This is a genomic window from Mesorhizobium sp. B4-1-3 (genome assembly GCF_006439355.1).
Lineage (GTDB): Bacteria > Pseudomonadota > Alphaproteobacteria > Rhizobiales > Rhizobiaceae > Mesorhizobium.
The window spans coordinates 35,492-56,491 of sequence record NZ_VFTG01000015.1; the positions used below are offsets into that span (position 1 = coordinate 35,492).

Here is a 21,000-nt window from a genome sequence, read left to right on the forward strand (position 1 = left end):
ACCGTGGCCGAGCGCCGTTCTAAGCCTTTCTTAAGGCCGGTGTGGCATGAAAAGGCGTAGTGTTGGGCCAACGGCATGGGTAGAACAAAGACCGAGAACATCCCGGCGGATGTTTATATCCAGTTTGTGCGGTCGTTGTTCGACAACGCGCACATGCTGGTGATCGGTGGCGTTTGCTATTGGATACTCGGCTTCATGATCTATTGGCGGACGCATGATCCGCTGTTTCTGGCCTTTTCATTCGGCCTGCTCTCCATCAGCCTTTTTCGTTACGCCGGCATACGCGGCTTCCTGAAGGCAGGCGGCACCATAGCCAATGTCGAAGAGGCCCGGCGGTGGGAGCGCAACTACATCCTCAAGGGTAGCCTGCAGGGCCTGGGCCTGGGTTCGCTGTGCTTCATATCGATCTACGTCTATCCCGATCCCTTCGCCGAGCTGGCCGCGACGTCGCTGACGATCGCGACCCTGGTCACGGTTGTCGGCCGCAATTACGGCTCCCCGCAGATGGTGCGGATTTTCTCCGTGACCTTCATCGGCCCGGCGGCGCTCGGGCTCCTGCTGCGCATGGATTTCCCGTCCGTCCTGCTCGGCCTGATGATCATCCCGCTGACATTCATCACCATCAACAGCGCCGACCATGTCCGCAACGTGCTCTTCTCCGCCGTCATCGGCCATAAGCAGGCCAGGAACCTGACGCGCCGGTTCGACCGCGCGCTCAACACCATGTCGCATGGCCTGGTCATGCTGGGCCCCGACGGGCGCGTCGCGGTGGCCAATGCCGAGGCCGCCCGCCTGATGTCGCTGAAATCGGGTGACGCCTTGCTCGGACGCTCTATCCACGGTCTTCTGATGCGCGGCGTCGCCGGCGGCATGCTGGCGCCGAAAGACTGCCGCTACATCGAGGCGCAACTGACGCGCGCCCTGCGCGAAGGCCGCGACCGCAAGGTGCTGGTTTCCCTCGCCAACGGCCAGCATTACGAATTCTCCGCCCGCGAAGGCAGCCAGGAACTGGGCGTCATCACCTTCGAGGACGTGACGGCGCGCGTCGAGGCGGAGGAAAAGATCCGCTTCATGGCGCGCTACGACAATCTGACCGGCCTGCCCAACCGCGCCTATTTCCACGAGCTGGTCGGCGAGGCCATGGCCTCCGGCGACCAGGATCGGCTCTGCGGCCTCGCGGTGCTCGATCTCGACGACTTCAAGAGCGTCAACGACACGCTCGGTCATCCGGTCGGCGACGGGTTGATCTATGCCGTGGCCGAGCGCCTCGCGGCGATTGCCGGACCCGGCATCACCGTCAGTCGTTTCGGCGGCGACGAGTTCATGGTCTTCTTCGACCGCGTCGAGGACGAGAGCCATCTCAGCACCCTGCTCGACCAGATCTTCGCGGACCTGCAGGGCGAGGTGGACGTCGCCGGCCACGGCTTGCGCATCCAGGCCAGCGGCGGCGCGGTGCTTTCCAAGGTCAAGGACACTGACGCGGACGCCATGATCGTCAAGGCGGACCTTGCCCTCTACAAGGCCAAGGAGCTCGGCAAGAACAGCTGGCGGCTGTTCGAGGCGGCCATGGATGCCGCTTTCCGCAACCGCCAGCTGATGAAGGCCGATCTGCGCAATGCGGTGCAGGCCAAGGACTTGCGCGTGGTCTATCAGCCCATCGTGGCCGTCAGCACCATGCGCATCGCCAGTTGCGAGGCGCTCTGCCGCTGGGACCATCCCGATCTAGGCCCGATCTCGCCCAGCGTCTTCATTCCGCTTGCCGAGGAGATGGGCATCGTTTCCGACATCAGCACCCTCGTGCTCGAAGCAGCCTGCGCCGAATGCGCCAAATGGCCGGCCCAGACCAGCGTGTCGGTCAACCTGTCGGCCAAGGATTTCCGCAATCGCGACATCGTCCAGAAGGTCAGGGACGCCTTGGCCAAGTCGGGCCTGGCGGCGCACCGGCTCGAAATAGAGGTTACCGAGACCGCGCTGCTCGACGACAAGTCGCTGACGCGCGAGTCGATCGAGGAACTGAAGGCGCTCGGCGCGCGCATCGCGCTTGACGATTTCGGCACCGGCTATTCCAGCCTGAGCTATCTCCACAAGCTGCCGCTCGACAAAATCAAGATCGACCGCTCCTTCCTGGTCGATGTCAACCAGAACCGGCAGTCGCTCGATCTTCTGAAGGGCATTGTCGGCCTGTCGCGGACGTTGGGCCTTTCCGTCACCATCGAAGGGGTCGAGACCTTCGAGCAGCTGAAGACGCTGGTTCATCTGGTCAAGCCGGACTTCGTGCAGGGTTTTCTCTTCGGCGCTGCGCTCAGCGCGTCGGGCATTGAGACGATGTCGAGCGTCACATGGCCATTTGCCGCGGACCTGCATATTGCCGGCAAACGGACAGCCAGCTGAACGGGCTTAAACGGCCTCGGCTTCGGTGTGATATACTCCGCATTTCCAGTTCGCGGTGACGAAGGTGACTTGCGCAAGTCTAAACCCGCCACGTCTCGATATTTTCAAACCTTGAACTTGAGATGATCCAAGTGATCGCCGGGAGGTCGTGTCAGACAGCCGTCAGCGTCGAGCTTAGCCGTTTTGTTATGCAGGTTCGGCGAAAATCTGCCCAACCATTAACGTTAACAAGCGGTAAATCAGCAATATCGAATTTTCAGCTTGTGTCTCATTTCAACTCGAATAGCCTAATTGCAGGCGGAATTCGAGGATCGGCAATGGATGCAGTGAGGAAGAGTGCGTCGGCTGACGCCAGCGCGAGGATGGACTCCGCGCTCAACCGGTCGATGATGCAATTACTGGATCACGTCGAATATCGTCTCATCACCGGTGGCGAAGATCTCGAGGCGATCTACCGGCTCCGCTACAACTCCTATCTGCGCTCAGGTATGTGTGGCCCGATCGCCAGCGGCATGTTCGAGGACCGTTGGGATAACCTGCCCAATTCCTACAGGTTCGGCGTCTATTGTTACGGTGAATTGGTCAGCACGCTGCGCTTTCACTATATTTCCAGCGAGCAGCCATACTCGCCTTCGATCGACGCCTATCCCGAAGTCCTGCTCCCGCGCCTAGCCCGCGGCGAAACCTTCATCGACGGGACCCGCTTCGCAACCGATCCCGACAGCGCGCCGGCGCCCGGCGTGCTGCCGTTCCTGACGCTCAGGATCGCCATGGTCGCCTCCTGTTACTTCGGCCAGGACTCGGTGCTAACCCCCGTCAAGCTCGAGCATTCCGCCTTCTACGCGCGGTTCTTCAATGCTGTGCAGAGGAGCGAGGCCAAGCAATTTCCGGGGGTTCTTGCCCCGATCGCGCTGTTCGAAATTCCGGCCGGCGAGAACATGCGCCTGACGCTCGAGCGGCTGCCGTTTTTCAAGTCGACGCCGCTGGAACAGCGGCTGATGTTCGGCAATCCGGCCATCAACCGGTTGACGCCCCTCACGATCGTGCCGACGGCGAAATACTATCGCGCCGCCGCCTGAATGCGCGCCATGAACCTTTCGCCGGCTGCGCCGTTATCCGGTCCGCAGCCCGCCTGACGGCGATTGCCCGTCAAAAGAAAGGATTCCCGCATGACCATCCACTCGCTCGCGCTGACGCCACTGATCTCGCTGATCGCAGGCGTGCTGATCCTGGTGATGCCGCGGCTCCTCAACTACATCGTCGCGCTGTACCTGATCGTTGTCGGCCTGCTCGGCCTCTTCCCCCATCTCGCCGGCTGAAATCCCCTCGCCGCGCCGACGAAGGCAAGGCGTTCGATTTCAACTTTCGTTTGAGGCTCTTGTCGCTGGCCGTGCGGCAATAGCGCCATTGCTCTTGGTTCGGCTTTTCGCTATGTGCCTCACAGGCATTTTCGAAGGGGTACTTCCATGGCTGATCACTCGCCGACCGGTCCTGTCGAGCTTGGCGCGCAGATGGACTATGCCGAGCACGACCGTACCTACAAGGCTTTTCTCGGCCTTGCCAAATACGGCTCGCTGGTCTGCGCCGCCATCCTCATCGCTATGGCCTTCGGCTTCTTCGTCGGCGGCTTCTTCTCGGCGACCATCCTGTTCATCCTGATCTTGGCCGTCGGCACTCTCATTCTGCGGTAGATTTCCCAGCCAATTGCACTCGACGTCACCGGACGTCCCGGCCGACGCCTTGCGCAATCAAGGTTCCAGCCGAAAGGATCATCCGGTGGGACAAATAGTATTCATCCCTCGTGAGGTTGACCCGAACGAGCCGCGCGTCGCGGCCTCGCCGGAGACGGTCAAGCGCTTGGCGGGTCTCGGCTTCGACGTGATCGTCGAGAAGGGCGCCGGCCTCGGTTCCCGCATCCCCGACCAGGATTTCGCTGCTACCGGCGGCACCATCGGAGCGGCGGCCGACGCCAAGAAGGCCGATGTCGTGCTGAAAGTGCGCCGTCCGACGGATGCGGAGCTGAAGGGCTACAAGTCGGGCGCCGCCGTCATCGCCATCATGGATCCCTACGGCAACGATGCCGCGGTGGCCGCGATGGCCAAGGCTGGCATCACCGCCTTCTCGATGGAGTTCATGCCGCGCATCACCCGCGCGCAGGTCATGGACGTGCTTTCCTCGCAGGCCAATCTCGCCGGCTACCAGGCGGTGATCGACGCGGCGGCCGAATATGACCGCGCGCTGCCGATGATGATGACGGCGGCCGGCACCGTGCCGGCGGCCAAAACCTTTATCATGGGTGTCGGCGTCGCCGGCCTGCAGGCAATCGCCACGGCGCGCCGCCTCGGCGCGGTCGTCACTGCCACCGACGTTCGCCCGGCGGTTAAGGAGCAGGTGCAGTCGCTCGGCGCCAAGTTCCTGGCGGTCGAGGATGAGGAGTTCAAGGCGGCCGAGACTGCCGGCGGCTACGCCAAGGAGATGTCGAAGGAATATCAGGCCAAACAGGCGGCGCTGACTGCCGAGCACATCGCCAAGCAGGACATCGTGATCACCACCGCGCTGATCCCCGGTCGCCCGGCGCCGAAGCTGGTGTCGGCCGCCATGGTCGCCTCGATGAAACCTGGCTCGGTGATCGTCGATCTTGCGGTCGAGCGCGGCGGCAATGTCGAGGGCGCGGTGCCCGGCAAGGTCGTGACCACCGAGAACGGCGTCAAAATCGTCGGCCATCTCAACGTGCCCGGTCGTGTCGCGGCCTCGGCCTCGCTGCTCTACGCCAAGAACCTCTATGCCTTTCTCGAGACGATGGTCGACAAGGCGGCGAAACAGCTTTCGATCAAGCGCGACGACGAGTTGGTCAAGGCGACCATGCTGACCGATGGCGGCAAGGTCGTGCATCCCAATTTCGCCAAGGCGGCGGAACAGCCGCGCACCGAGCCGGCGGCCATTCCGGCGACGATCATGGTTGCCGATGCCGCCGACGCGAAGCCGGCGGCAAAGAAGAAGTCCGCAGCCAAGCCTAAGGGAACCGCGTGATGGACGCCTTGCAGAAAGCTCTCGATCAGCTCGATCAGGCGACCGCCGCCGTACGGCTCGCGGTGCAGGATCTCGCCAACAATGCGCCGGGCGCGGCCGATGCCGCCGGCGGCGCGGCGCACGCGCTCTCGGGCGGCGCCATCGATCCCTTCGTCTTCCGCTTCGCCATCTTCGTGCTGGCGATCTTCGTCGGCTATTATGTCGTCTGGTCGGTGACGCCGGCGCTGCACACGCCGCTGATGGCCGTCACCAATGCAATCTCTTCCGTGATCGTCGTCGGCGCGCTGCTCGCGGTCGGCATCGCGGCTTCCGGCCTTGCGGCGGGCTTCGGCTTCGTCGCCCTGGTGCTGGTCTCGGTCAACATCTTCGGCGGCTTCCTGGTGACCCAGCGCATGCTTGCCATGTACAAGAAGAAGGAAAAGTGACGTGACCGTCAATCTCGCTTCCTTCCTCTATCTCGTCTCCGGCATCCTGTTCATCCTGGCGCTGCGCGGCCTATCGCATCCGACCACCAGCCGCCAGGGCAACCTCTACGGCATGATCGGCATGGCGATCGCCATCGCGACCACGCTGGCGCTGGCGACCCCCTCGGCCGGCCGTTTCGGCCTGATCGTGCTCGGCCTCGCCATCGGCGGCGGCATCGGCGCGGTCACCGCGCGCCGCATCGCCATGACCTCGATGCCGCAATTGGTCGCCGCCTTCCACTCGCTCGTCGGCTTCGCCGCCGTCATGGTGGCCGCCGCCGCCATCTATGCGCCGGAAAGCTTCGGCATCGGCACGGCGGGCGACATCCACGCCCAGGCGCTGGTCGAGATGAGCCTTGGCGTCGCCATCGGCGCCATCACCTTCACGGGCTCTGTTATCGCCTTCCTGAAGCTCGACGGCCGCATGTCCGGCAAGCCGATCATGATCGGCGGCCGCCATGTCATCAACATCGCCCTCGGCGTCGCCCTGGTGGTGCTGATCGTGCTGCTCGTGACCACCGAGTCCAAACTTGTCTTCTGGCTCATCGTCGCCGCCTCGCTGGTGCTCGGCGTGCTCTTGATCATCCCGATCGGCGGCGCCGACATGCCGGTCGTGGTGTCGATGCTGAATTCCTATTCGGGCTGGGCTGCGGCGGCGCTTGGCTTCACGCTCGGCAATCTGGCGCTGATCATCACCGGCGCGCTGGTCGGCTCGTCGGGCGCGATCCTTTCCTATATCATGTGCAAGGGTATGAACCGGAGCTTCATCTCGGTCATCCTCGGCGGTTTCGGCGGCGAGACGGCCGCGGCTGCCGACGACGGCATCGAGCGCACCGTCAAGCAGGGCTCGGCCGATGACGCGGCCTATCTGATGATGAACGCCCAGAAGGTCATCATTGTGCCCGGCTACGGCATGGCCGTCGCCCAGGCGCAGCACGCGCTGCGCGAGATGGCCGACAAGCTCAAGGCCGCCGGCGTCGAGGTGAAATACGCCATCCACCCGGTCGCCGGCCGCATGCCCGGCCACATGAACGTGTTGCTCGCCGAGGCCAACGTGCCCTACGACGAGGTGTTCGAGCTGGAGGACATCAACTCGGAATTCGCGCAGGCCGATGTCGCCTATGTCATCGGCGCCAACGACGTGACCAACCCGTCCGCGCGCGATGACAAGTCCTCGCCGATCTACGGCATGCCGATCCTCGATGTCGACAAGGCCCGCACCTGCCTCTTCGTCAAGCGCTCGCTCGGCTCCGGTTATGCCGGCATCGACAACACGCTGTTCTACAAGGATGGCACCATGATGCTGCTCGGCGACGCCAAGAAGATGACCGAGGAAATCGTCAAGGCGATGGACCACTGATCCGGCCGTAGTTCCTGCAATGAAAAAGCCCGCTGGACGCGGGCTTTTTCATTGCAGGAACTGTCGGCTAGAGCAATTCCAGGAAAAGTGTGAGCGGTTTTCCGTGCGGAATTGCGTTAAAACAAAGAGATAGAGCGGTTCGCCGTTTCCGTGAAACGGTGAAACGCTCTAGGTCGCGCTCAAATGTCGAGGTTAGCCACCGACAGCGCGTTGTCCTGGATGAACTCGCGCCGCGGCTCCACCTCGTCGCCCATCAGCCGCGAGAACAGCGAGTCGGCGTCCGTCGCGTCGTTGACCTTGACCTGCAGCAGCGAGCGCACGTTCGGGTCGAGCGTGGTTTCCCAGAGCTGCTCGGCATTCATCTCGCCGAGACCCTTATAGCGCTGCATGGTGAGGCCCTTGCGGCCGGAAGCGAACACCGCGTTAAGCAGCGCCAGCGGCCCCGAAAGCAGCTCCGAGGTCTCTTTCCGGCGCAAGCTCGGCTGCTCGGCATAGACTTCCGAAAGCCGCGGCGCGTAGCGGTCGAGCTGGCGCGCATCAGCCGAAGCGATCAATCCGGCATCGAGCTGCACCACATCCTTCACGCCGCGCACGGTGCGCTCGAAGACATAGCCGCCAGAGCCGTCATTCGAGGTCGAAAGCCGCCCGGTCCAGCCGCGCTCGGTCTCCTCGGCGATCATGTCCAGCCGCTTTGCGACGCCCTCGGCCATCTCGTTTGCGCGGCCGAGATCGGCAAGCACGTCGGCATTAAGCGCTCCGGCGATCGCCGCCTGCTCGACGACGCTGCGGTTGTAGCGCGTGTGCAGGCCGTTGATCAGCTGGCGCACCGCCAGCGCGTCGTCGACCGAGGCTCGCAGGTCTTGTCCTGTCCGGACCTCGCCGGAGGTCAGCACCAGCGAGGCCTCGTCCAGTCCGGACTCGATCAGATATTCCTCATAGGCGCTCTCGTCCTTGAGATATTGCGAGCTCTTGCCTCGCGTCACTTTGTAGAGCGGCGGCTGGGCGATGTAGAGATGGCCGCGCTCGATCAGCTCCGGCATCTGCCGGAAGAAGAAGGTGAGCAGCAGGGTGCGGATGTGGGCGCCGTCGACGTCGGCGTCCGTCATCAGGATGATCTTGTGGTAGCGCAGCTTGTCGGCGTTGAACTCGTCCTTGCCGATCGAGGTGCCGAGCGCGGTGATCAGCGTGCCGATCATGTCGGAGGAGAGCATGCGGTCGAAGCGGGCGCGCTCGACGTTCAGGATCTTGCCGCGCAGCGGCAGGATCGCCTGGTTCTGGCGCGAGCGGCCGCCCTTGGCCGAGCCGCCGGCCGAGTCACCCTCGACGATGAAGATTTCCGACTTGGCCGGGTCGCGCTCCTGGCAGTCGGCGAGTTTGCCGGGCAGCGAGGTGACGCCGAGCGTGCTCTTGCGCGTGATGTCGCGCGCCTTGCGCGCGGCTTCGCGCGCGGCCGCCGCCTGGATCACCTTCTCGACCACCACCCTGCCTTCGCTCGGATGTTCTTCCAACCAGGTGCCGAGCGCCTCGTTGACCAGGCTCTCCACCACCGGGCGCACCTCGGAGGAGACCAGCTTGTCCTTGGTCTGTGAGGAGAATTTCGGGTCCGGCACCTTGACCGAGAGCACCGCGGTCAGGCCTTCGCGGCAGTCGTCGCCGGTGAGCGAGACCTTTTCCTTCTTCGTCTGGCCGGAGGATTCGCCATAGCTGGTGATCTGCCTGGTCAGCGCCGCGCGGAAGCCCGCCAGATGCGTGCCGCCGTCGCGCTGCGGGATGTTGTTGGTGAAGGCCAGCACGTTCTCATGGTAGCTGTCGTTCCACCACATCGCTACTTCGACCGTGATGCCGTCGCGCTCGGCGCGGATGGCGATCGGCGCCTCGATCAGCGGCTTCTTCACCCGGTCGAGATATTTGACGAACTCTTCCAGGCCGCCGTCATAATGCAATTCATGACGCACGAGATCGGCATGGCGCGCGTCGGTCAGGATGATCCGCACGCCCGAATTGAGGAAGGCAAGCTCGCGCAGGCGATGCTCCAGCGTGCCGAAATCGAACTCGATCATGCTGAAGGTTTCGGACGACGGAAAGAAGGTGATCTCGCTGCCGCTGCGGCCCTCATAAGTGCCGGGCTGCTTGTTCTGCTCATATGTGCCGGTCACCTTCAACGGCGCGTCGGCATTGCCATGCGTGAAGCTCATCTCGAAGATTTCGCCGTTGCGGCGGATCTTGAGCTTCAGCCATGCGGAAAGAGCATTGACCACCGAGACGCCGACGCCGTGCAGGCCGCCGGACACCTTATAGGAATTCTGGTCGAATTTGCCGCCGGCATGCAGCTGCGTCATGATCACTTCAGCTGCCGAAACGCCCTCCGAAGAGTGGATATCGGTCGGAATGCCGCGGCCATTGTCGATGACGGTGACGGAACCGTCCGGGTTGAGCGTTACCGAGACAAGGTCGGCATGGCCCGCCAGCGCCTCGTCGATAGCGTTGTCCACCACCTCGTAGACCATGTGATGCAGGCCCGAGCCGTCATCGGTGTCGCCGATATACATGCCTGGCCGCTTGCGCACGGCATCCAACCCCTTCAAAACCTTGATGGAATCGGCGCCGTACTCGGCTTCCACGCCAATGGCGCTTTCGGTCTGGTCGCTCATGAATACCTGTCTGATTGATGTCTATGGTCTGGCGCGGAAAAATGGCCGCGAATCGCGCCGTTTTGATGTCCTAGATATAGGCGCAAACGGTTGCTTTTCCAAGGTTTGCGGCCATTTTGCCGGCTTGGCGAGCAGTCTTTTCAAGCCCGCACGAGATGCTGGTCTGCGAAGGTGGGCATCCGACCGTGAAAGCCGCGCCGAAAGGCGGTCTCGCAAGTGCCGTACCGGAGGATTCCGCACCTGGGCGGCTCGCAGGGTCTTCAGCGCTTCGCCGCCGGCCCCCGTCACATGGACGCCTGCTTCGTAGGGCACTACATTCGGCGCTGTCAGCGGAGCATCTTCATGGACACCAAGCCCGCCCCTTTTCGTGCCGCCGGCGCCGAAGCCGCGCACAACGCCGCCTTCGACGCTGGAGATGATGCGCATCGTCTACCGCAACCCGCTCGAGCTGTGGGGCGAGCACACCTACAACGAGCCCTGGATCTCGGTGACCGGCGTCGGCGGGCCGCTGGTGATCGCCAACGATCCGGGCCTCATCCGCCATGTGCTGATCGACAACGCCAGGAACTACAAGATGGCCACGGTGCGCCAGCTGATCCTGCGGCCGATCCTGCGCGACGGGCTGCTGACCGCCGAGGGCGAGGTCTGGAAGCGTTCCCGCAAGGCGATGGCGCCCGTCTTCACGCCGCGCCACATCTTCGGCTTCGCCGCGCCGATGCTGAAGCGCACGCTGGATTTCGTCACCAGATACGAGGCCGGTGGCACGACCGACGTCGCTCACGACATGACGCTGCTCACCTATGACATTCTGGCCGAGACGCTGTTTTCCGGCGAGATCGCCGGCGAGCCAGGCAGCTTCGCCAAGGAGATCGACCGCCTGTTCGAGACCATGGGCCGCGTCGATCCGCTCGACCTTCTGCGCGCGCCGGAATGGCTGCCTCGGCTGACCCGCATCCGCGGCCGCAAGACCATGGCCTATTTTCGCAACATCGTCGCCAACACGGTGAGGATGCGCGAGGAGCGGATGAAGCGCGATCCTGGCGGCGTGCCACAGGATTTCCTCACGCTTCTGCTGCGCGCCGAGGGACCGGACGGGCTGACCCGCGCCGAGGTCGAGGACAACATCATCACCTTCATCGGAGCCGGCCACGAGACGACCGCGCGGGCGCTGGGCTGGACCATCTATTGCCTGGCCGAGGCGCCCTGGGAGCGCGACAAGGTCGAGCAGGAGATCGACGCGGTGCTGGCGCGTGAGCCCGACCCGACCAAGTGGCTGGACGCGATGCCGTTCACCCGCGCCGCCTTCGAGGAGGCGCTCAGGCTCTATCCGCCGGCGCCCTCGATCAACCGCGAGCCGATCGAGCCGGAGACCTGGAACGGTCTCTATATCCCGAAATATGCCGCCGTGCTGGTGATGCCCTGGGTCGTGCATCGCCACAGAAAACTCTGGGACAGGCCAGACGCCTTCCTGCCGGAGCGCTTCCATCCGGAAAACCGCGACCGGATCGACCGCTTCCAGTACCTGCCCTTCGGCGCCGGGCCGCGCGTCTGCATCGGCGCCAGCTTCGCCATGCAGGAGGCGATCATCGCGCTGGCGATCCTGTTGTCGCGCTTCCGCTTCGATACGACATCGCAGACCCGGCCATGGCCGGTGCAGAAGCTCACCACGCAGCCGCAGGGCGGCCTGCCGATGCAGGTCTCCCGGCGGGTGTAAGGAATGCTTTAGCGGTCGGCGATCGGCCGGCGCTGCTGGAACTGGCCGGCGGCGCGGAAGCGCCAGAGATAGCTGGGCAGGATGGTGGCGATCGCCTGCGGCTGGATGCCGAGACCGGTAAGCGTCCTGGCTGCTTTGGCGGCTTCGTCCGAGACGATGTTGTGCTCGCGCAACTGGAGCACCTGGTCCTTGGTCAGGAGCGGATTGGGCAGCAGCTGAAGGATCGACGCCTGGATGTTCGCCACCCACCACGGCACCGGCACCAGCAGGCGCCTGCGGTCGATCACGGCAAGCATCTCCTCCATGCATTCCTTGAACGTCAGCACCTGCGGGCCGCCGAGTTCATAAATCTGGCCGCCCTTGACATTGCCGTCGACCGAGCGCGCGATCGCTTCGGCGACGTCGCCGACATAGACCGGCTGCAGCTTGTTCTGCCCGCCGCCGATCAGCGGCAGGACGGGCGAGAGGCGCGCCATGCCGGCGAAGCGGTTGAAGAAGCGGTCCTCCGGTCCGAAATTGATCGACGGCCGGAAGATGACGGCATCGGGAATCGTCTCGAACACCGCTTTCTCGCCGAGCGCCTTGGTGCGTGCATAGGCCGAAGGCGAATTCAGATCGGCGCCCAGGGCCGAGATTTGGGTGAGACCGGCGCCGACCGAGCGTGCGGCCTCGGCGACGGCGCGCGCGCCGAAATCGTGGACCGCGCCGAACTTCTGGCGCCCGGTCTCATGCAGGATGGCGACGAGGTTGACGACGTGGTCGGCGCCTTGCACGGCGCGGTCGACCGACCAGCGCACGCGCACATTGGCCTGCACCGGCTGGATCTGGCCGACATTGCCGAGCGGCTGCACATGGCCGGCAAGATCGGGCCGCCGGCAGGCGACCCGGATGCGGTAGCCGCGCTTGGCAAGCGCACGCACCACATGGCGACCGACGAAACCCGAACCGCCGAAGACGACGACGAGCTTGGGGGTCTGCAGGATTTCGGTCATGATCGGCTCCGCGCGCGTGCTTGGCTGAAGCCGTTTCTTAATCCGTTTCTCGCCAAAGGCAAAGAGCGACCGGAAGTCGCCATTGCGTTGTTTTTGGACTTGCCCGGAACGCCTCTCCTGCCGCATTTGAAGAAGACAGAAAACCCCGCCGAAGCGGGGTTTTCCGGGCAGTGTCCGCGCCGAAACAGGGTCCAACGAGGCGGCCTGACTTGAGACAGTATCAAGGTGGCGTGAAGCAAGCACGCCCGCCCCCGCCCTGAACGCCCGGCGCGGCCCCGCCAACCGCGAGCCAGACGAAACCAACCAGGGCGGCTCGCGGCATGGGATGCCGGATATGGGTAGCGTCAAGCGGGAAAAAGGTTCGACAGCGTGGGAAAAATCAGGCCGAATAGCGCTCGGCGAATTCGGAGATGCGCTGCACGACCGCCCTGGAGGTGGTGATACCGCGCGCCTTGGCCTTCTCCGCGGCTTCGGCGCGGGAGCGGCCGGGAATATGCACGCCATAGCGCCGCCGCAGCCGGTCGAGCTGGTCCTTCATGCGCTGTTCGAAATCCGGGTCGAGCAGTTTTGGTTCGATGGCCAGGACGAAAAGGCCGGTGCCGGGGCTCTCCGCCCCACCGGTGAACCAGGGCGCGTCGAGCGACCAGTTGGCGCCGGAAATGCCGGCGGCCAGCACCTCGACCATCAAGGCGATGTTGGCCCCGCGCTGGCCGCCAAAGGCAAGCATCGCGCCCTTCATGGCCGCCGCCGGATCGGTGGTCGGGTTGCCGCTGGCGTCCAGCGCCCAGCCTTCGGGGATCTTCTTGCCGTCCTCGGCCGCCTTGCGGATGTTGACGAAGGCGGTGGCGCTCGACGACTGGTCGATGACCAGCGGCGGCCCGTCGGCGGCGGGCGAGGCGAAGGACATCGGGTTGGTGCAATAGACCGGCTTGACCGAGCCTGACCCGGCCAGCACCGCCGGCCCGTTGGTGGCGGCGAAGGAAACCAGCCCCTGTTCCGCCAGCCGGCCGGTGAAATAGCCGAGCGCGCCGCATGTATAGGCGTTCTTCTGCGAGAAGATCGAAACGCCGAACAGTTTTGCCGCCTTGACCAGGTCGTCGATCGTGCGGTCGAAGCCGGTATGGGCAAGCCCGCCGCGCGCGTCGGAGAGATAGACGGCGAGCGCCGGCCGGGTGACCACCGGATCGGCATTGCCGTCGATGCGGCCGGCTTCGAGCGCCTCCAGATAGTCGATCAAATGCGACAGGCCGACCGCCGACAGGCCTTCGGCCTCGGCCGCGATGATGGAAGCTGTCAGCGACTGCGCCGCCTCCTCATTGGCGCCGGCGCCGAGCGCCGCCATCCGGCATAGGCCTGTTGCCTGGTCGAGAGTGAGTTGCATCAGAGTTGCCCTGCAGCGAGTAGCAAATAGGAATAGCGAGTAGGGGAGATAAAGAAACTGTTCGCTATTCGCTACTCTCTATTCGCTAACCGATTTTGACCGGAATCCGCGCCTCGATCCGGCTGAACACGAAGACCAGAATGCCGGTAATCGTCATATAGATCAGCGCCAGAAGCAGCAAAGGCTCGTAGGTCAGGTAGGTGTCCTGGCGCACCTTGGAGGAGACGGCGAAGATGTCGATGACACTGATCGTCGCTACCAGCGGCGTCGATTTCAGCTGCAGCACGGTCTCGCCCGTCAGCGTCGGCAGCGCCCGGTAGAAGGCTTGCGGCAGCCAGATGCGGCGGAAGATTTTCCAGCGGCTCATGCCGAACGCTCGGGCCGCCTCCAGCTGTCCGCGCGGCACGCCGGCAAAGGCGCCGCGCATCACCTCGCCCTCATAGCCGGCGAAGGAGAAGGTCAGCGCCACCACGGCATAGGGCCAGGCCTGCCTCAGATACGGCCATAGCCACGATTCGCGGATCCACGGATATTGCGGGAAGATCGAGCCGAGGCCGTAATAGAGCAGCCAGAGCTGCAGGAGCAGCGGCGTTCCCCGGATGATGGTGCAGAAGGCCTTTGCCGGCGCCGAGAACCAGATCGGCCCGCCGGCCTGGGCGAGCCCGAGCGGCACGGCGAGCGCAAAGCCCAGCGCGCAAGTGACGGCAAGGATCCACAGCGCCCGCCAGATGCCTATCAGGCCCATTTCCCAATATTGTGGCAGCCAGTCCCAACGCATGAAGAAAGCCGCGCAGAGCACGAGCGCCAAGGCGATCAGAATCAGCACGATGCGGTGCGGCTTGAGCCAGATCGAGGCGCGCGCCGCCATGTTGATCGCGGTGGCTTCGGCCGACATCAGCGCGCCTCCTTGACGGAGGGCATGCCACGCCGCGACCAGGCCTCGACGCGGCCGATGATCAGGTTGGAGAACAGCGTGAGCGCGAGATAAAGCGCGCCGGCGGCGAGATAGAAGAGCAGATAAGCCTTGGTGACACCCGCCGCCTGGCGCGTCGCCAGCGTCAGTTCGAAGAAGCCGACGACGGCAAGCAGCGCGGTGTCCTTGGTGGCGATGAGCCACAGATTGGCAAGGCCGGGGATGGCGAAGGGCAGCATGGCTGGCAGCGTGATGCGCCTGAGCATCAGGCCGGGCGACATGCCGTAGGCGCGGGCAGCCTCGATCTGGCCTTGCGGGATGGCGAGGATGGCGCCGCGGATGACTTCGGTCGAATAGGCGCCCTGGACGAAACCCAGCACGAAGATGCCGGCCGCGAGCCCGCTGATGTCGACACGGCTGTAGCCCATCGCCGTCAGCACCTGGTTGATGAGGTCGGTTCCGGCATAATAGAGCAAAAGGATCAGCACCAGTTCCGGCACCGCGCGGACCACCGTGGTGTAGACGGCCAGAAGGTCGCGCGTCACCGGGCCGCCATAGAGCTTGCCGAAGGCGCCGGCGGTGCCGATCATGAGGCCGAGGCAGGTGGCGCCCACGGCGATTTCGACCGAATGCAGCAGGCCGGTCAGCAGCGTGCTGCCCCAGCCGGGCGCCACGGGTGACAGGAGTTCCATGATGCCGGCCGCGGAGGCCGGAAGAAAGGCGTCGATCAGCTTCGCCCCCGGATTGCTGGCAAGAGCGGTTCGCCGTTTCACGGAAACGGCGAACCGCTCAATTTTTTGTTTCGCGCAACTCCGGCCGGAAAACCGCTCACACTGGAATTGCTCTAGCTGCTGGCGTCGAGCTCAGCGACTTGCATGCATGGCAAGGTTTGGGCATGGCGCCGACGCCATGCCCTCACTCATGTGCGAGAGGCTCAGTTCGACTGCGTGGCGCCGCCATAGATGTCGAAGTCGAAATACTTCTTCGAGATCTCGTCATATTTGCCGTTGGCGCGGATCGCCTTGATGCCGGCGTTGAACTTTTCCTTGAGTGCCGTGTCTTCTTTGCGGATACCCGCGCCGACGCCCGGCCCAAGCACTTCGTCGTCCGGAGCCACCATGCCCTTCAGGTCGCAGCAGGCCTTGCCCTGGTCGGTTTTCAGGAATTCGCCGAGCGCGATCGAGTCGGCCTGCACCGCGTCGATGCGACCGGCGGCCAGATCGTTGTTGGCTTCGTCCTGCGTCTGATATTCCTTGATCTCCTGCGCGCCGGTGAAGTGCTTCTTGGCGTAGACGGCATGCACGGTCGACACCTGGACGCCGATCACCTTGCCCTTGAGGTCGTCAGGCGTGGCGCCGAATTTCTGGTCTTTCGGCCCGATGATCGCGGTCGGGGTGTTGTAGTACTTGTCCGAGAAGTCGATCGTCTTCTTGCGCTCGTCGGTGATCGACATCGAGGAGACGATGGCGTCGATCTTCTTGGTGGTCAGCGCCGGGATGATGCCGTCCCAGGCGACCGGGGTGATGACGCAGTCGAGTTTCTCCTCGGCACAGACGGCGTTGACGAAGTCGATCTCCCAGCCCACCCATTTGCCGGTCGCGTCGGGCGAGGTGAAGGGCGGATAGGGCTCGGCGGCGACACCGATCTTGACCTGCTCGGCCTTGGCCACGCCGCCCATCGCCGCGACACCGAGAAGCAGCGCTGCGGCCAATGTCTTGAGAACAGTCTTCATTTCAGGACTCCCAGTTTGTTGTTGTTCCCGGTTTTTCGCTCCGCTTGATGCCGGCTCCTAGCCGACATTGCGGAGGAATTGTTTGAGCCTTTCGGATTTGGGCGCGCCGAACAATTGTTCCGGCGCACCTTCCTCCTCGACCAGCCCGTTGTAGAGGTAGACGACATGCGTCGCGACCTCGCGGGCGAACTTCATTTCATGCGTCACCAGCACCATGGTGCGCCCCTCGCGCGCCAGGTCGCCGATCACTTTCAGCACCTCCCCGACCAGTTCCGGGTCGAGCGCCGACGTGGGCTCGTCGAACAGCATGACGCGCGGATTGATCGCCAGCGCGCGGGCGATCGCGGCGCGCTGCTGCTGTCCGCCGGACAGAAAGGCCGGATAGACGTCGCGCTTCTCCGCCAGCCCGACGCGGGCGAGCAGCTTTTCGGCCTGCGCGATCGCCTCGTCGCGCTTGACGCTCAGCACATGCACCGGAACCTCGATGACGTTCTCGATCAGCGTCATGTGGCTCCAGAGATTGAAATTCTGGAACACCATGCCGAGCTTGGAGCGGATCCGCTCGATCTGCCTGCGGTCGGCCGGAATGGTGTGGCCGTGGCTGTCGGCCTTGAGCTTGATCTCTTCGCCATTGACCCGGATGATGCCGCTGGTCGGGTTCTCCAGGCAGTTGATGCATCGCAGCAGCGTCGATTTGCCCGAACCCGAGCCGCCGATGATGGCGATCACCTCGCCGTCGCGCGCCGACAGCGAAACGCCCTTTAGCACGTGCAGCTGGCCGAATTTCTTATGCAGGTTCTCGACATGGATGGCTTCGGCGGCGGCGCTTTGCGCCTTGCCGGATTGGACTGCGGCAGCGTCCGCCACGCTCACCGGGCGACCTCTATAAGGTCCAAGGCAGTTCGTCGAACGTCCATCCGGTTAATCAACATCCGCTGTACTGCCCGCTCCAGACTCAAGCATGGACCCGACAGCGCGAGCCCGTCAATCCCGCTCATTACGGCACTTGCGGCGTTGTTGTGCAAGTGTATAAATAGCCCTTCATGAAATTTTTTCGCTTTTTTTCATTTTAGAAGGGCATCGATGAGCGCTTTCGGGTCACAGTCCATGGCGGCGCCGCTGCGGCGTGTGCTGATGCGTTCGGCGGCCAATGCCATGCGCGACGCCGACAGGGCTGCCTGGCATTATGGCCCAGGGTTCAACCCGGCGAAGGCAGCCGCCCAACACGCGGCCCTTGCCGAACTGGTGGCGGCTTCCGGCGCCGAGATCGAATGGATCGAGGACAGGGCCGACGGTCTCGCGGATTCGGTGTTCACGCATGATCCGTCGCTGATGACCGATCGCGGCGCGCTGATCCTGTCCATGGGCAAGCCCTTGCGCGCCAAGGAGCCTTCGCTGCATGAGGAAACTTATAAGAGGCTCGGCATTCCGATCCTCGGCCGCGTCGAGGCTCCCGGCCAGGTCGAGGGCGGCGATTGTGTATGGCTGGATGGTCGCACGCTGGCGATCGGGCGCGGTGTGCGCACCAACCAGGAGGGTATCCAGCAGCTAGCCAACCTGCTGACGCCGCTCGGCATTTCCGTCTATGGCTTCGACCTGCCGCTATGGCAGGGCGAAGAGGCGTGCCTGCATCTGATGTCGGTGATCAGCCCGCTGGCCGACGACCTCGCGCTGGTCTATTCGCCGCTTCTGCCGGCCCCGTTCTACCAGATGCTGAAGGCGCGCGGCATCCGCCTGGTCGAAGGCGATCCGGAAGAGTTCGCCTCGTCCAACGGCCTCAGCCTGAACGTGCTGCCGACCAGCCCGTTGAAGGTCATTGCCGTGGCCGGCTTCCCCAGGACCAAAGCCGCGATGGAAGCCGCCGGCTGCACAGTCGAAATCTTCGAGGCGGACGCGCTCTGTATCGCCTGCGAAGGCGGGCCGACATGCCTGACGCGGCCGATCCATCGCCAATGAATGCGCCGTCCCGTCGCAAATTCCGCCGCGAGGGCGAGGAGCGGCGGCGGCAGGATCTGATCGATGCGACCCTGGACAGCGTGGCCGAACATGGCCTTGGGGGCGCCACCTTGCGCACCATCGCCTTGCGCGCCGGCGTCACCGCCGGGCTGATCCGCCACTATTTCCCCGGCAAGGAAGACTTGCTGCAGGAGGCCTATGCAGCATTGATGGGACGCATGACCGAGCAGGCGAAAGCGGCTTTGGCCATGGAAGACGCCTCGCCGCGCCAACGTCTTGCGGCTTTCGTCACCGCCAACCTCAACGCGCCGATCATCGACCAGCGGGTGTTCTCGCTGTGGGCAACCTTCATCGGCCGCGCCGGCGCGTATCCGACGCTCGCCCGCGCCCATAGCGAAGGTTATCTCGGCTTTCGCAATGAGGTGGAAGCGCTCGTCGCCGAAGTGCTCGCCGCCGAAAGGCGCAAGCCGGACCCGGCGGAGTTGCGCCACCATGCCATTGCCATCAATGCGATCATCGACGGGCTCTGGATCGAAGGCTGCTTGGCCGGCGAGATGTTCTCGCCAGGCGAGCTCGCGGCGATCGGTGTCAAGACTGTCGAAGCAGAGCTCGGCCTAGGGCCGGAAACGGGAGGAAACCAATGACCACCATCGGCGAAGCGCTGATCAATCTGCTCGAGGCGCATGGCGTCGACACCGTCTTCGGCATTCCGGGCGTGCATACGGTTGAGCTCTATCGCGGTCTGGCGCGCTCGAAGATCCGCCATGTCACGCCGCGCCACGAGCAGGGCGCCGGTTTCATGGCCGACGGTTATGCGCGCGCCGGCGGCCGGCCGGGTGTCGCCTTCGTCATCACCGGGCCGGGGCTGACCAACACCATCACCGCCATGGGCCAGGCACGGGCCGATTCGGTGCCGATGCTGGTCATCTCTGGCGTCAACGCCACCGATACGCTGGGCAAGGGGCTGGGCTTCCTGCATGAGCTGCCCGACCAGCGCGGCATGATGGAAAAGGTGGCGCTGTCTTCCGAGCGCATCACCGAGGCCGAACAACTGCCGGGCGCGCTCGCCCGGGCCTTCGCGCTCTTCTCGTCGGCACGGCCGGGTCCGGTGCATATCGAGATTCCCACCGATGTCATGGTCAAGCCCGCCGAAGGCATCGCGGCGGCGCTGAGCAACGCCGCGCCGCCGTCGCCGGACTCGGCGGCAATTGGCGAAGCGGCGAAATTGATCAAGGCCGCCAGCCGCCCGCTGATCCTTTCGGGCGGCGGCGCCAGGAAGGCCGACGCGGCGCTGCGGCGCCTGGCCGAGACGCTTGGCGCCCCGGTCGTCGAGACGGCCAATGCGCGCGGCCTGCTGCATGGCCATCCGCTCTGCGTGCCGGCCAGCCCCAGCCTGAAGGCCGTGCGCGCGCTGATGGCGGACGCTGATCTGGTGATCGCCGCCGGCACCGAGTTCGGCCCGACCGACTATGACGGTTATGGTGACGGCGGCTTCGTGTTGCCCAAGAACCTGATCCGCATCGATATCGGCGCCGACCAGATTACGCGCCGGCCGGTGACGGTCGGCATCCAGGCTGACTGCGCCGAAGGGATCGAGGCTTTGCTCGCGGCAATCGGGCCGGGTCACCCTGCGGCCAAGGATGGCGAAGCCCGTGCGGCCGCGGCACGGAACGCTGCGCTGGCCGAGCTGAGACCCGAATACCTCGCGCAGCTTCGCGCCGTGGAGATGGTCCGCGACGCGCTGCCGGGCGCCATCATCGTCGGCGATTCGACCCAGCCGATCTATGCGGCCAACCTCTACTACGACCACGACCGTGCTGGTGGCTGGTTCAATGCCGCGACCGGCTTCGGCGCGCTGGGCTACGGTCCGCCGGCGGCGATCGGCGCAGCGCTTGCCGTGCCGGAAGCGCCGGTGGTGTGCCTCACCGGCGACGGCGGCTTTCAGTTCACCCTGCCGGAGCTGGGTGCGGCGCTCGATGCCGGGACGCCGGTGATCTTCGTCGTCTGGAACAATCGCGGCTATCGCGAGATCGAGACCTCGATGCTCGACGTCGGCGTCGAGCCGGTAGGTGTCTCGCCGGCGCCGCCGGATTTCTGCAAGCTCGCCGAGGCCTATGGCATCGAGGCCGAGCGCTTGACCGGGGTCGGCGGTCTTGCCGAGGCGCTGAAGCGCGCGCGAGCGGCGGGCAAGCCGCGCGTCATTGAGATCACCGTCGACTGAAAGGCTGGCGCGACCGTTGCTGGACCACGCCGACGCATCGGCAATTGACGTCGCCCGCCACGGTCCGACGCATGCAAAGACGCTGCGCCAGCCATGTCGATATTTCAATTGAGTGACAGCGCGAAAGGCGCGACGTTCGAGCCTGGGGCGGCATAACCCAAGATATAATCATAAAAAAATGACAGGAGCGGTCTA

17 protein-coding genes and 1 pseudogene are annotated in these 21,000 nt (G+C 64.4%); 11 read left to right on the forward strand and 7 right to left on the reverse strand.

Features of this window, described 5'->3' with window-relative positions:
* Positions 1–75: 75 nt before the first annotated feature.
* The 7 genes from FJW06_RS18970 to FJW06_RS19000 all read left to right on the forward strand — a co-directional run bounded on the left by FJW06_RS18970 (position 76) and on the right by FJW06_RS19000 (position 7,245).
* Entirely contained in the window at positions 76–2,391 is a 2,316-nt protein-coding gene (locus tag FJW06_RS18970; RefSeq protein ID WP_140753744.1) for an EAL domain-containing protein, read from the forward strand.
* Between the two features lie 317 nt (positions 2,392–2,708).
* A complete protein-coding gene (locus FJW06_RS18975) occupies positions 2,709–3,470 on the forward strand; it encodes a hypothetical protein (protein ID WP_140753745.1) in 762 nt (253 codons plus the stop codon).
* A gap of 90 nt (positions 3,471–3,560) precedes the next feature.
* Positions 3,561–3,710, forward strand: a complete 150-nt coding sequence (locus FJW06_RS18980) for a DUF3096 domain-containing protein (protein WP_023729728.1) — start codon at positions 3,561–3,563, stop codon at positions 3,708–3,710.
* A 147-nt stretch (positions 3,711–3,857) separates the two neighbouring features.
* On the forward strand, positions 3,858–4,082 hold the full coding sequence (locus FJW06_RS18985; protein ID WP_140753746.1) for an aa3-type cytochrome c oxidase subunit IV: 225 nt from the start codon (positions 3,858–3,860) through the stop codon (positions 4,080–4,082).
* A gap of 85 nt (positions 4,083–4,167) precedes the next feature.
* A complete protein-coding gene (locus FJW06_RS18990) occupies positions 4,168–5,421 on the forward strand; it encodes a Re/Si-specific NAD(P)(+) transhydrogenase subunit alpha (protein ID WP_140753747.1) in 1,254 nt (417 codons plus the stop codon).
* The gene (locus tag FJW06_RS18995; protein WP_041000216.1) at positions 5,421–5,846 is read left to right on the forward strand and encodes a proton-translocating transhydrogenase family protein; all 426 of its coding nucleotides are present in this window, start codon (positions 5,421–5,423) and stop codon (positions 5,844–5,846) included. Before FJW06_RS18990 ends, FJW06_RS18995 begins: the two co-directional genes overlap by 1 nt.
* 1 nt (position 5,847) lies before the next feature.
* A complete protein-coding gene (locus FJW06_RS19000; protein WP_140753748.1) occupies positions 5,848–7,245 on the forward strand; it encodes an NAD(P)(+) transhydrogenase (Re/Si-specific) subunit beta in 1,398 nt (465 codons plus the stop codon).
* 179 nt (positions 7,246–7,424) lie between these two features.
* On the opposite strand, the gene gyrB is transcribed toward FJW06_RS19000, so the two are convergent.
* Entirely contained in the window at positions 7,425–9,896 is a 2,472-nt protein-coding gene (gene gyrB / locus FJW06_RS19005) for a DNA topoisomerase (ATP-hydrolyzing) subunit B (protein WP_140753749.1), read from the reverse strand.
* A gap of 342 nt (positions 9,897–10,238) precedes the next feature.
* On the opposite strand from gyrB, the pseudogene FJW06_RS19010 reads away from it, so the two are divergent.
* Positions 10,239–11,610, forward strand: a pseudogene (locus tag FJW06_RS19010) (cytochrome P450).
* A gap of 8 nt (positions 11,611–11,618) precedes the next feature.
* On the opposite strand, the gene FJW06_RS19015 reads toward FJW06_RS19010, so the two are convergent.
* The 6 genes from FJW06_RS19015 to FJW06_RS19040 all read right to left on the reverse strand — a co-directional run bounded on the left by FJW06_RS19015 (position 11,619) and on the right by FJW06_RS19040 (position 17,501).
* Entirely contained in the window at positions 11,619–12,602 is a 984-nt protein-coding gene (locus FJW06_RS19015; RefSeq protein ID WP_140753750.1) for a complex I NDUFA9 subunit family protein, read from the reverse strand.
* 379 nt (positions 12,603–12,981) lie between these two features.
* Entirely contained in the window at positions 12,982–13,983 is a 1,002-nt protein-coding gene (locus FJW06_RS19020; protein ID WP_181178433.1) for an Ldh family oxidoreductase, read from the reverse strand.
* Between the two features lie 85 nt (positions 13,984–14,068).
* On the reverse strand, positions 14,069–14,878 hold the full coding sequence (locus FJW06_RS19025) for an ABC transporter permease (protein WP_140753752.1): 810 nt from the start codon (positions 14,876–14,878) through the stop codon (positions 14,069–14,071).
* A complete protein-coding gene (locus tag FJW06_RS19030; RefSeq protein WP_140753824.1) occupies positions 14,878–15,588 on the reverse strand; it encodes an ABC transporter permease subunit in 711 nt (236 codons plus the stop codon). The genes FJW06_RS19025 and FJW06_RS19030 overlap by 1 nt, the downstream gene beginning before the upstream one ends.
* Before the next feature lie 242 nt (positions 15,589–15,830).
* On the reverse strand, positions 15,831–16,628 hold the full coding sequence (locus tag FJW06_RS19035) for a transporter substrate-binding domain-containing protein (RefSeq protein WP_140753753.1): 798 nt from the start codon (positions 16,626–16,628) through the stop codon (positions 15,831–15,833).
* Positions 16,629–16,685: 57 nt separating this feature from the next.
* Positions 16,686–17,501 carry an ABC transporter ATP-binding protein gene (locus FJW06_RS19040; protein ID WP_140753754.1) on the reverse strand — a complete coding sequence of 272 codons (816 nt, stop codon included), beginning with the start codon at positions 17,499–17,501 and terminating at the stop codon, positions 16,686–16,688.
* Between the two features lie 210 nt (positions 17,502–17,711).
* Between FJW06_RS19040 and FJW06_RS19045 the strand changes: the two genes are divergently transcribed.
* From FJW06_RS19045 to FJW06_RS19055, 3 genes are read left to right on the forward strand one after another with little or no spacing between them, the layout of a single operon-like run.
* The gene (locus FJW06_RS19045; RefSeq protein WP_140753755.1) at positions 17,712–18,584 is read left to right on the forward strand and encodes a dimethylarginine dimethylaminohydrolase family protein; all 873 of its coding nucleotides are present in this window, start codon (positions 17,712–17,714) and stop codon (positions 18,582–18,584) included.
* Positions 18,554–19,228 carry a TetR family transcriptional regulator C-terminal domain-containing protein gene (locus FJW06_RS19050; RefSeq protein WP_140753756.1) on the forward strand — a complete coding sequence of 225 codons (675 nt, stop codon included), beginning with the start codon at positions 18,554–18,556 and terminating at the stop codon, positions 19,226–19,228. The genes FJW06_RS19045 and FJW06_RS19050 overlap by 31 nt, the downstream gene beginning before the upstream one ends.
* Positions 19,225–20,805 (forward strand): 5-guanidino-2-oxopentanoate decarboxylase, encoded by a 1,581-nt coding sequence (locus tag FJW06_RS19055; protein ID WP_140753757.1) that lies wholly within the window; start codon positions 19,225–19,227, stop codon positions 20,803–20,805. Before FJW06_RS19050 ends, FJW06_RS19055 begins: the two co-directional genes overlap by 4 nt.
* Positions 20,806–21,000 lie beyond the last annotated feature (195 nt).

Coding starts and splice junctions, on each gene's coding strand:
- FJW06_RS18995 (WP_041000216.1), top strand. CDS start 5,421: ATGGACGCCTTGCAGAAAGCTCTCGATCAGCTCGATCAGGCGACCGCC.
- FJW06_RS18985 (WP_140753746.1), top strand. CDS start 3,858: ATGGCTGATCACTCGCCGACCGGTCCTGTCGAGCTTGGCGCGCAGATG.
- FJW06_RS18970 (WP_140753744.1), top strand. CDS start 76: ATGGGTAGAACAAAGACCGAGAACATCCCGGCGGATGTTTATATCCAG.
- FJW06_RS19035 (WP_140753753.1), bottom strand. CDS start 16,628: ATGAAGACTGTTCTCAAGACATTGGCCGCAGCGCTGCTTCTCGGTGTC.
- FJW06_RS18980 (WP_023729728.1), top strand. CDS start 3,561: ATGACCATCCACTCGCTCGCGCTGACGCCACTGATCTCGCTGATCGCA.
- FJW06_RS19015 (WP_140753750.1), bottom strand. CDS start 12,602: ATGACCGAAATCCTGCAGACCCCCAAGCTCGTCGTCGTCTTCGGCGGT.
- FJW06_RS19025 (WP_140753752.1), bottom strand. CDS start 14,878: ATGTCGGCCGAAGCCACCGCGATCAACATGGCGGCGCGCGCCTCGATC.
- FJW06_RS19055 (WP_140753757.1), top strand. CDS start 19,225: ATGACCACCATCGGCGAAGCGCTGATCAATCTGCTCGAGGCGCATGGC.
- FJW06_RS19045 (WP_140753755.1), top strand. CDS start 17,712: ATGAGCGCTTTCGGGTCACAGTCCATGGCGGCGCCGCTGCGGCGTGTG.
- FJW06_RS19020 (WP_181178433.1), bottom strand. CDS start 13,983: ATGCAACTCACTCTCGACCAGGCAACAGGCCTATGCCGGATGGCGGCG.
- FJW06_RS18975 (WP_140753745.1), top strand. CDS start 2,709: ATGGATGCAGTGAGGAAGAGTGCGTCGGCTGACGCCAGCGCGAGGATG.
- gyrB (WP_140753749.1), bottom strand. CDS start 9,896: ATGAGCGACCAGACCGAAAGCGCCATTGGCGTGGAAGCCGAGTACGGC.
- FJW06_RS19050 (WP_140753756.1), top strand. CDS start 18,554: ATGCCTGACGCGGCCGATCCATCGCCAATGAATGCGCCGTCCCGTCGC.
- FJW06_RS19030 (WP_140753824.1), bottom strand. CDS start 15,588: ATGGAACTCCTGTCACCCGTGGCGCCCGGCTGGGGCAGCACGCTGCTG.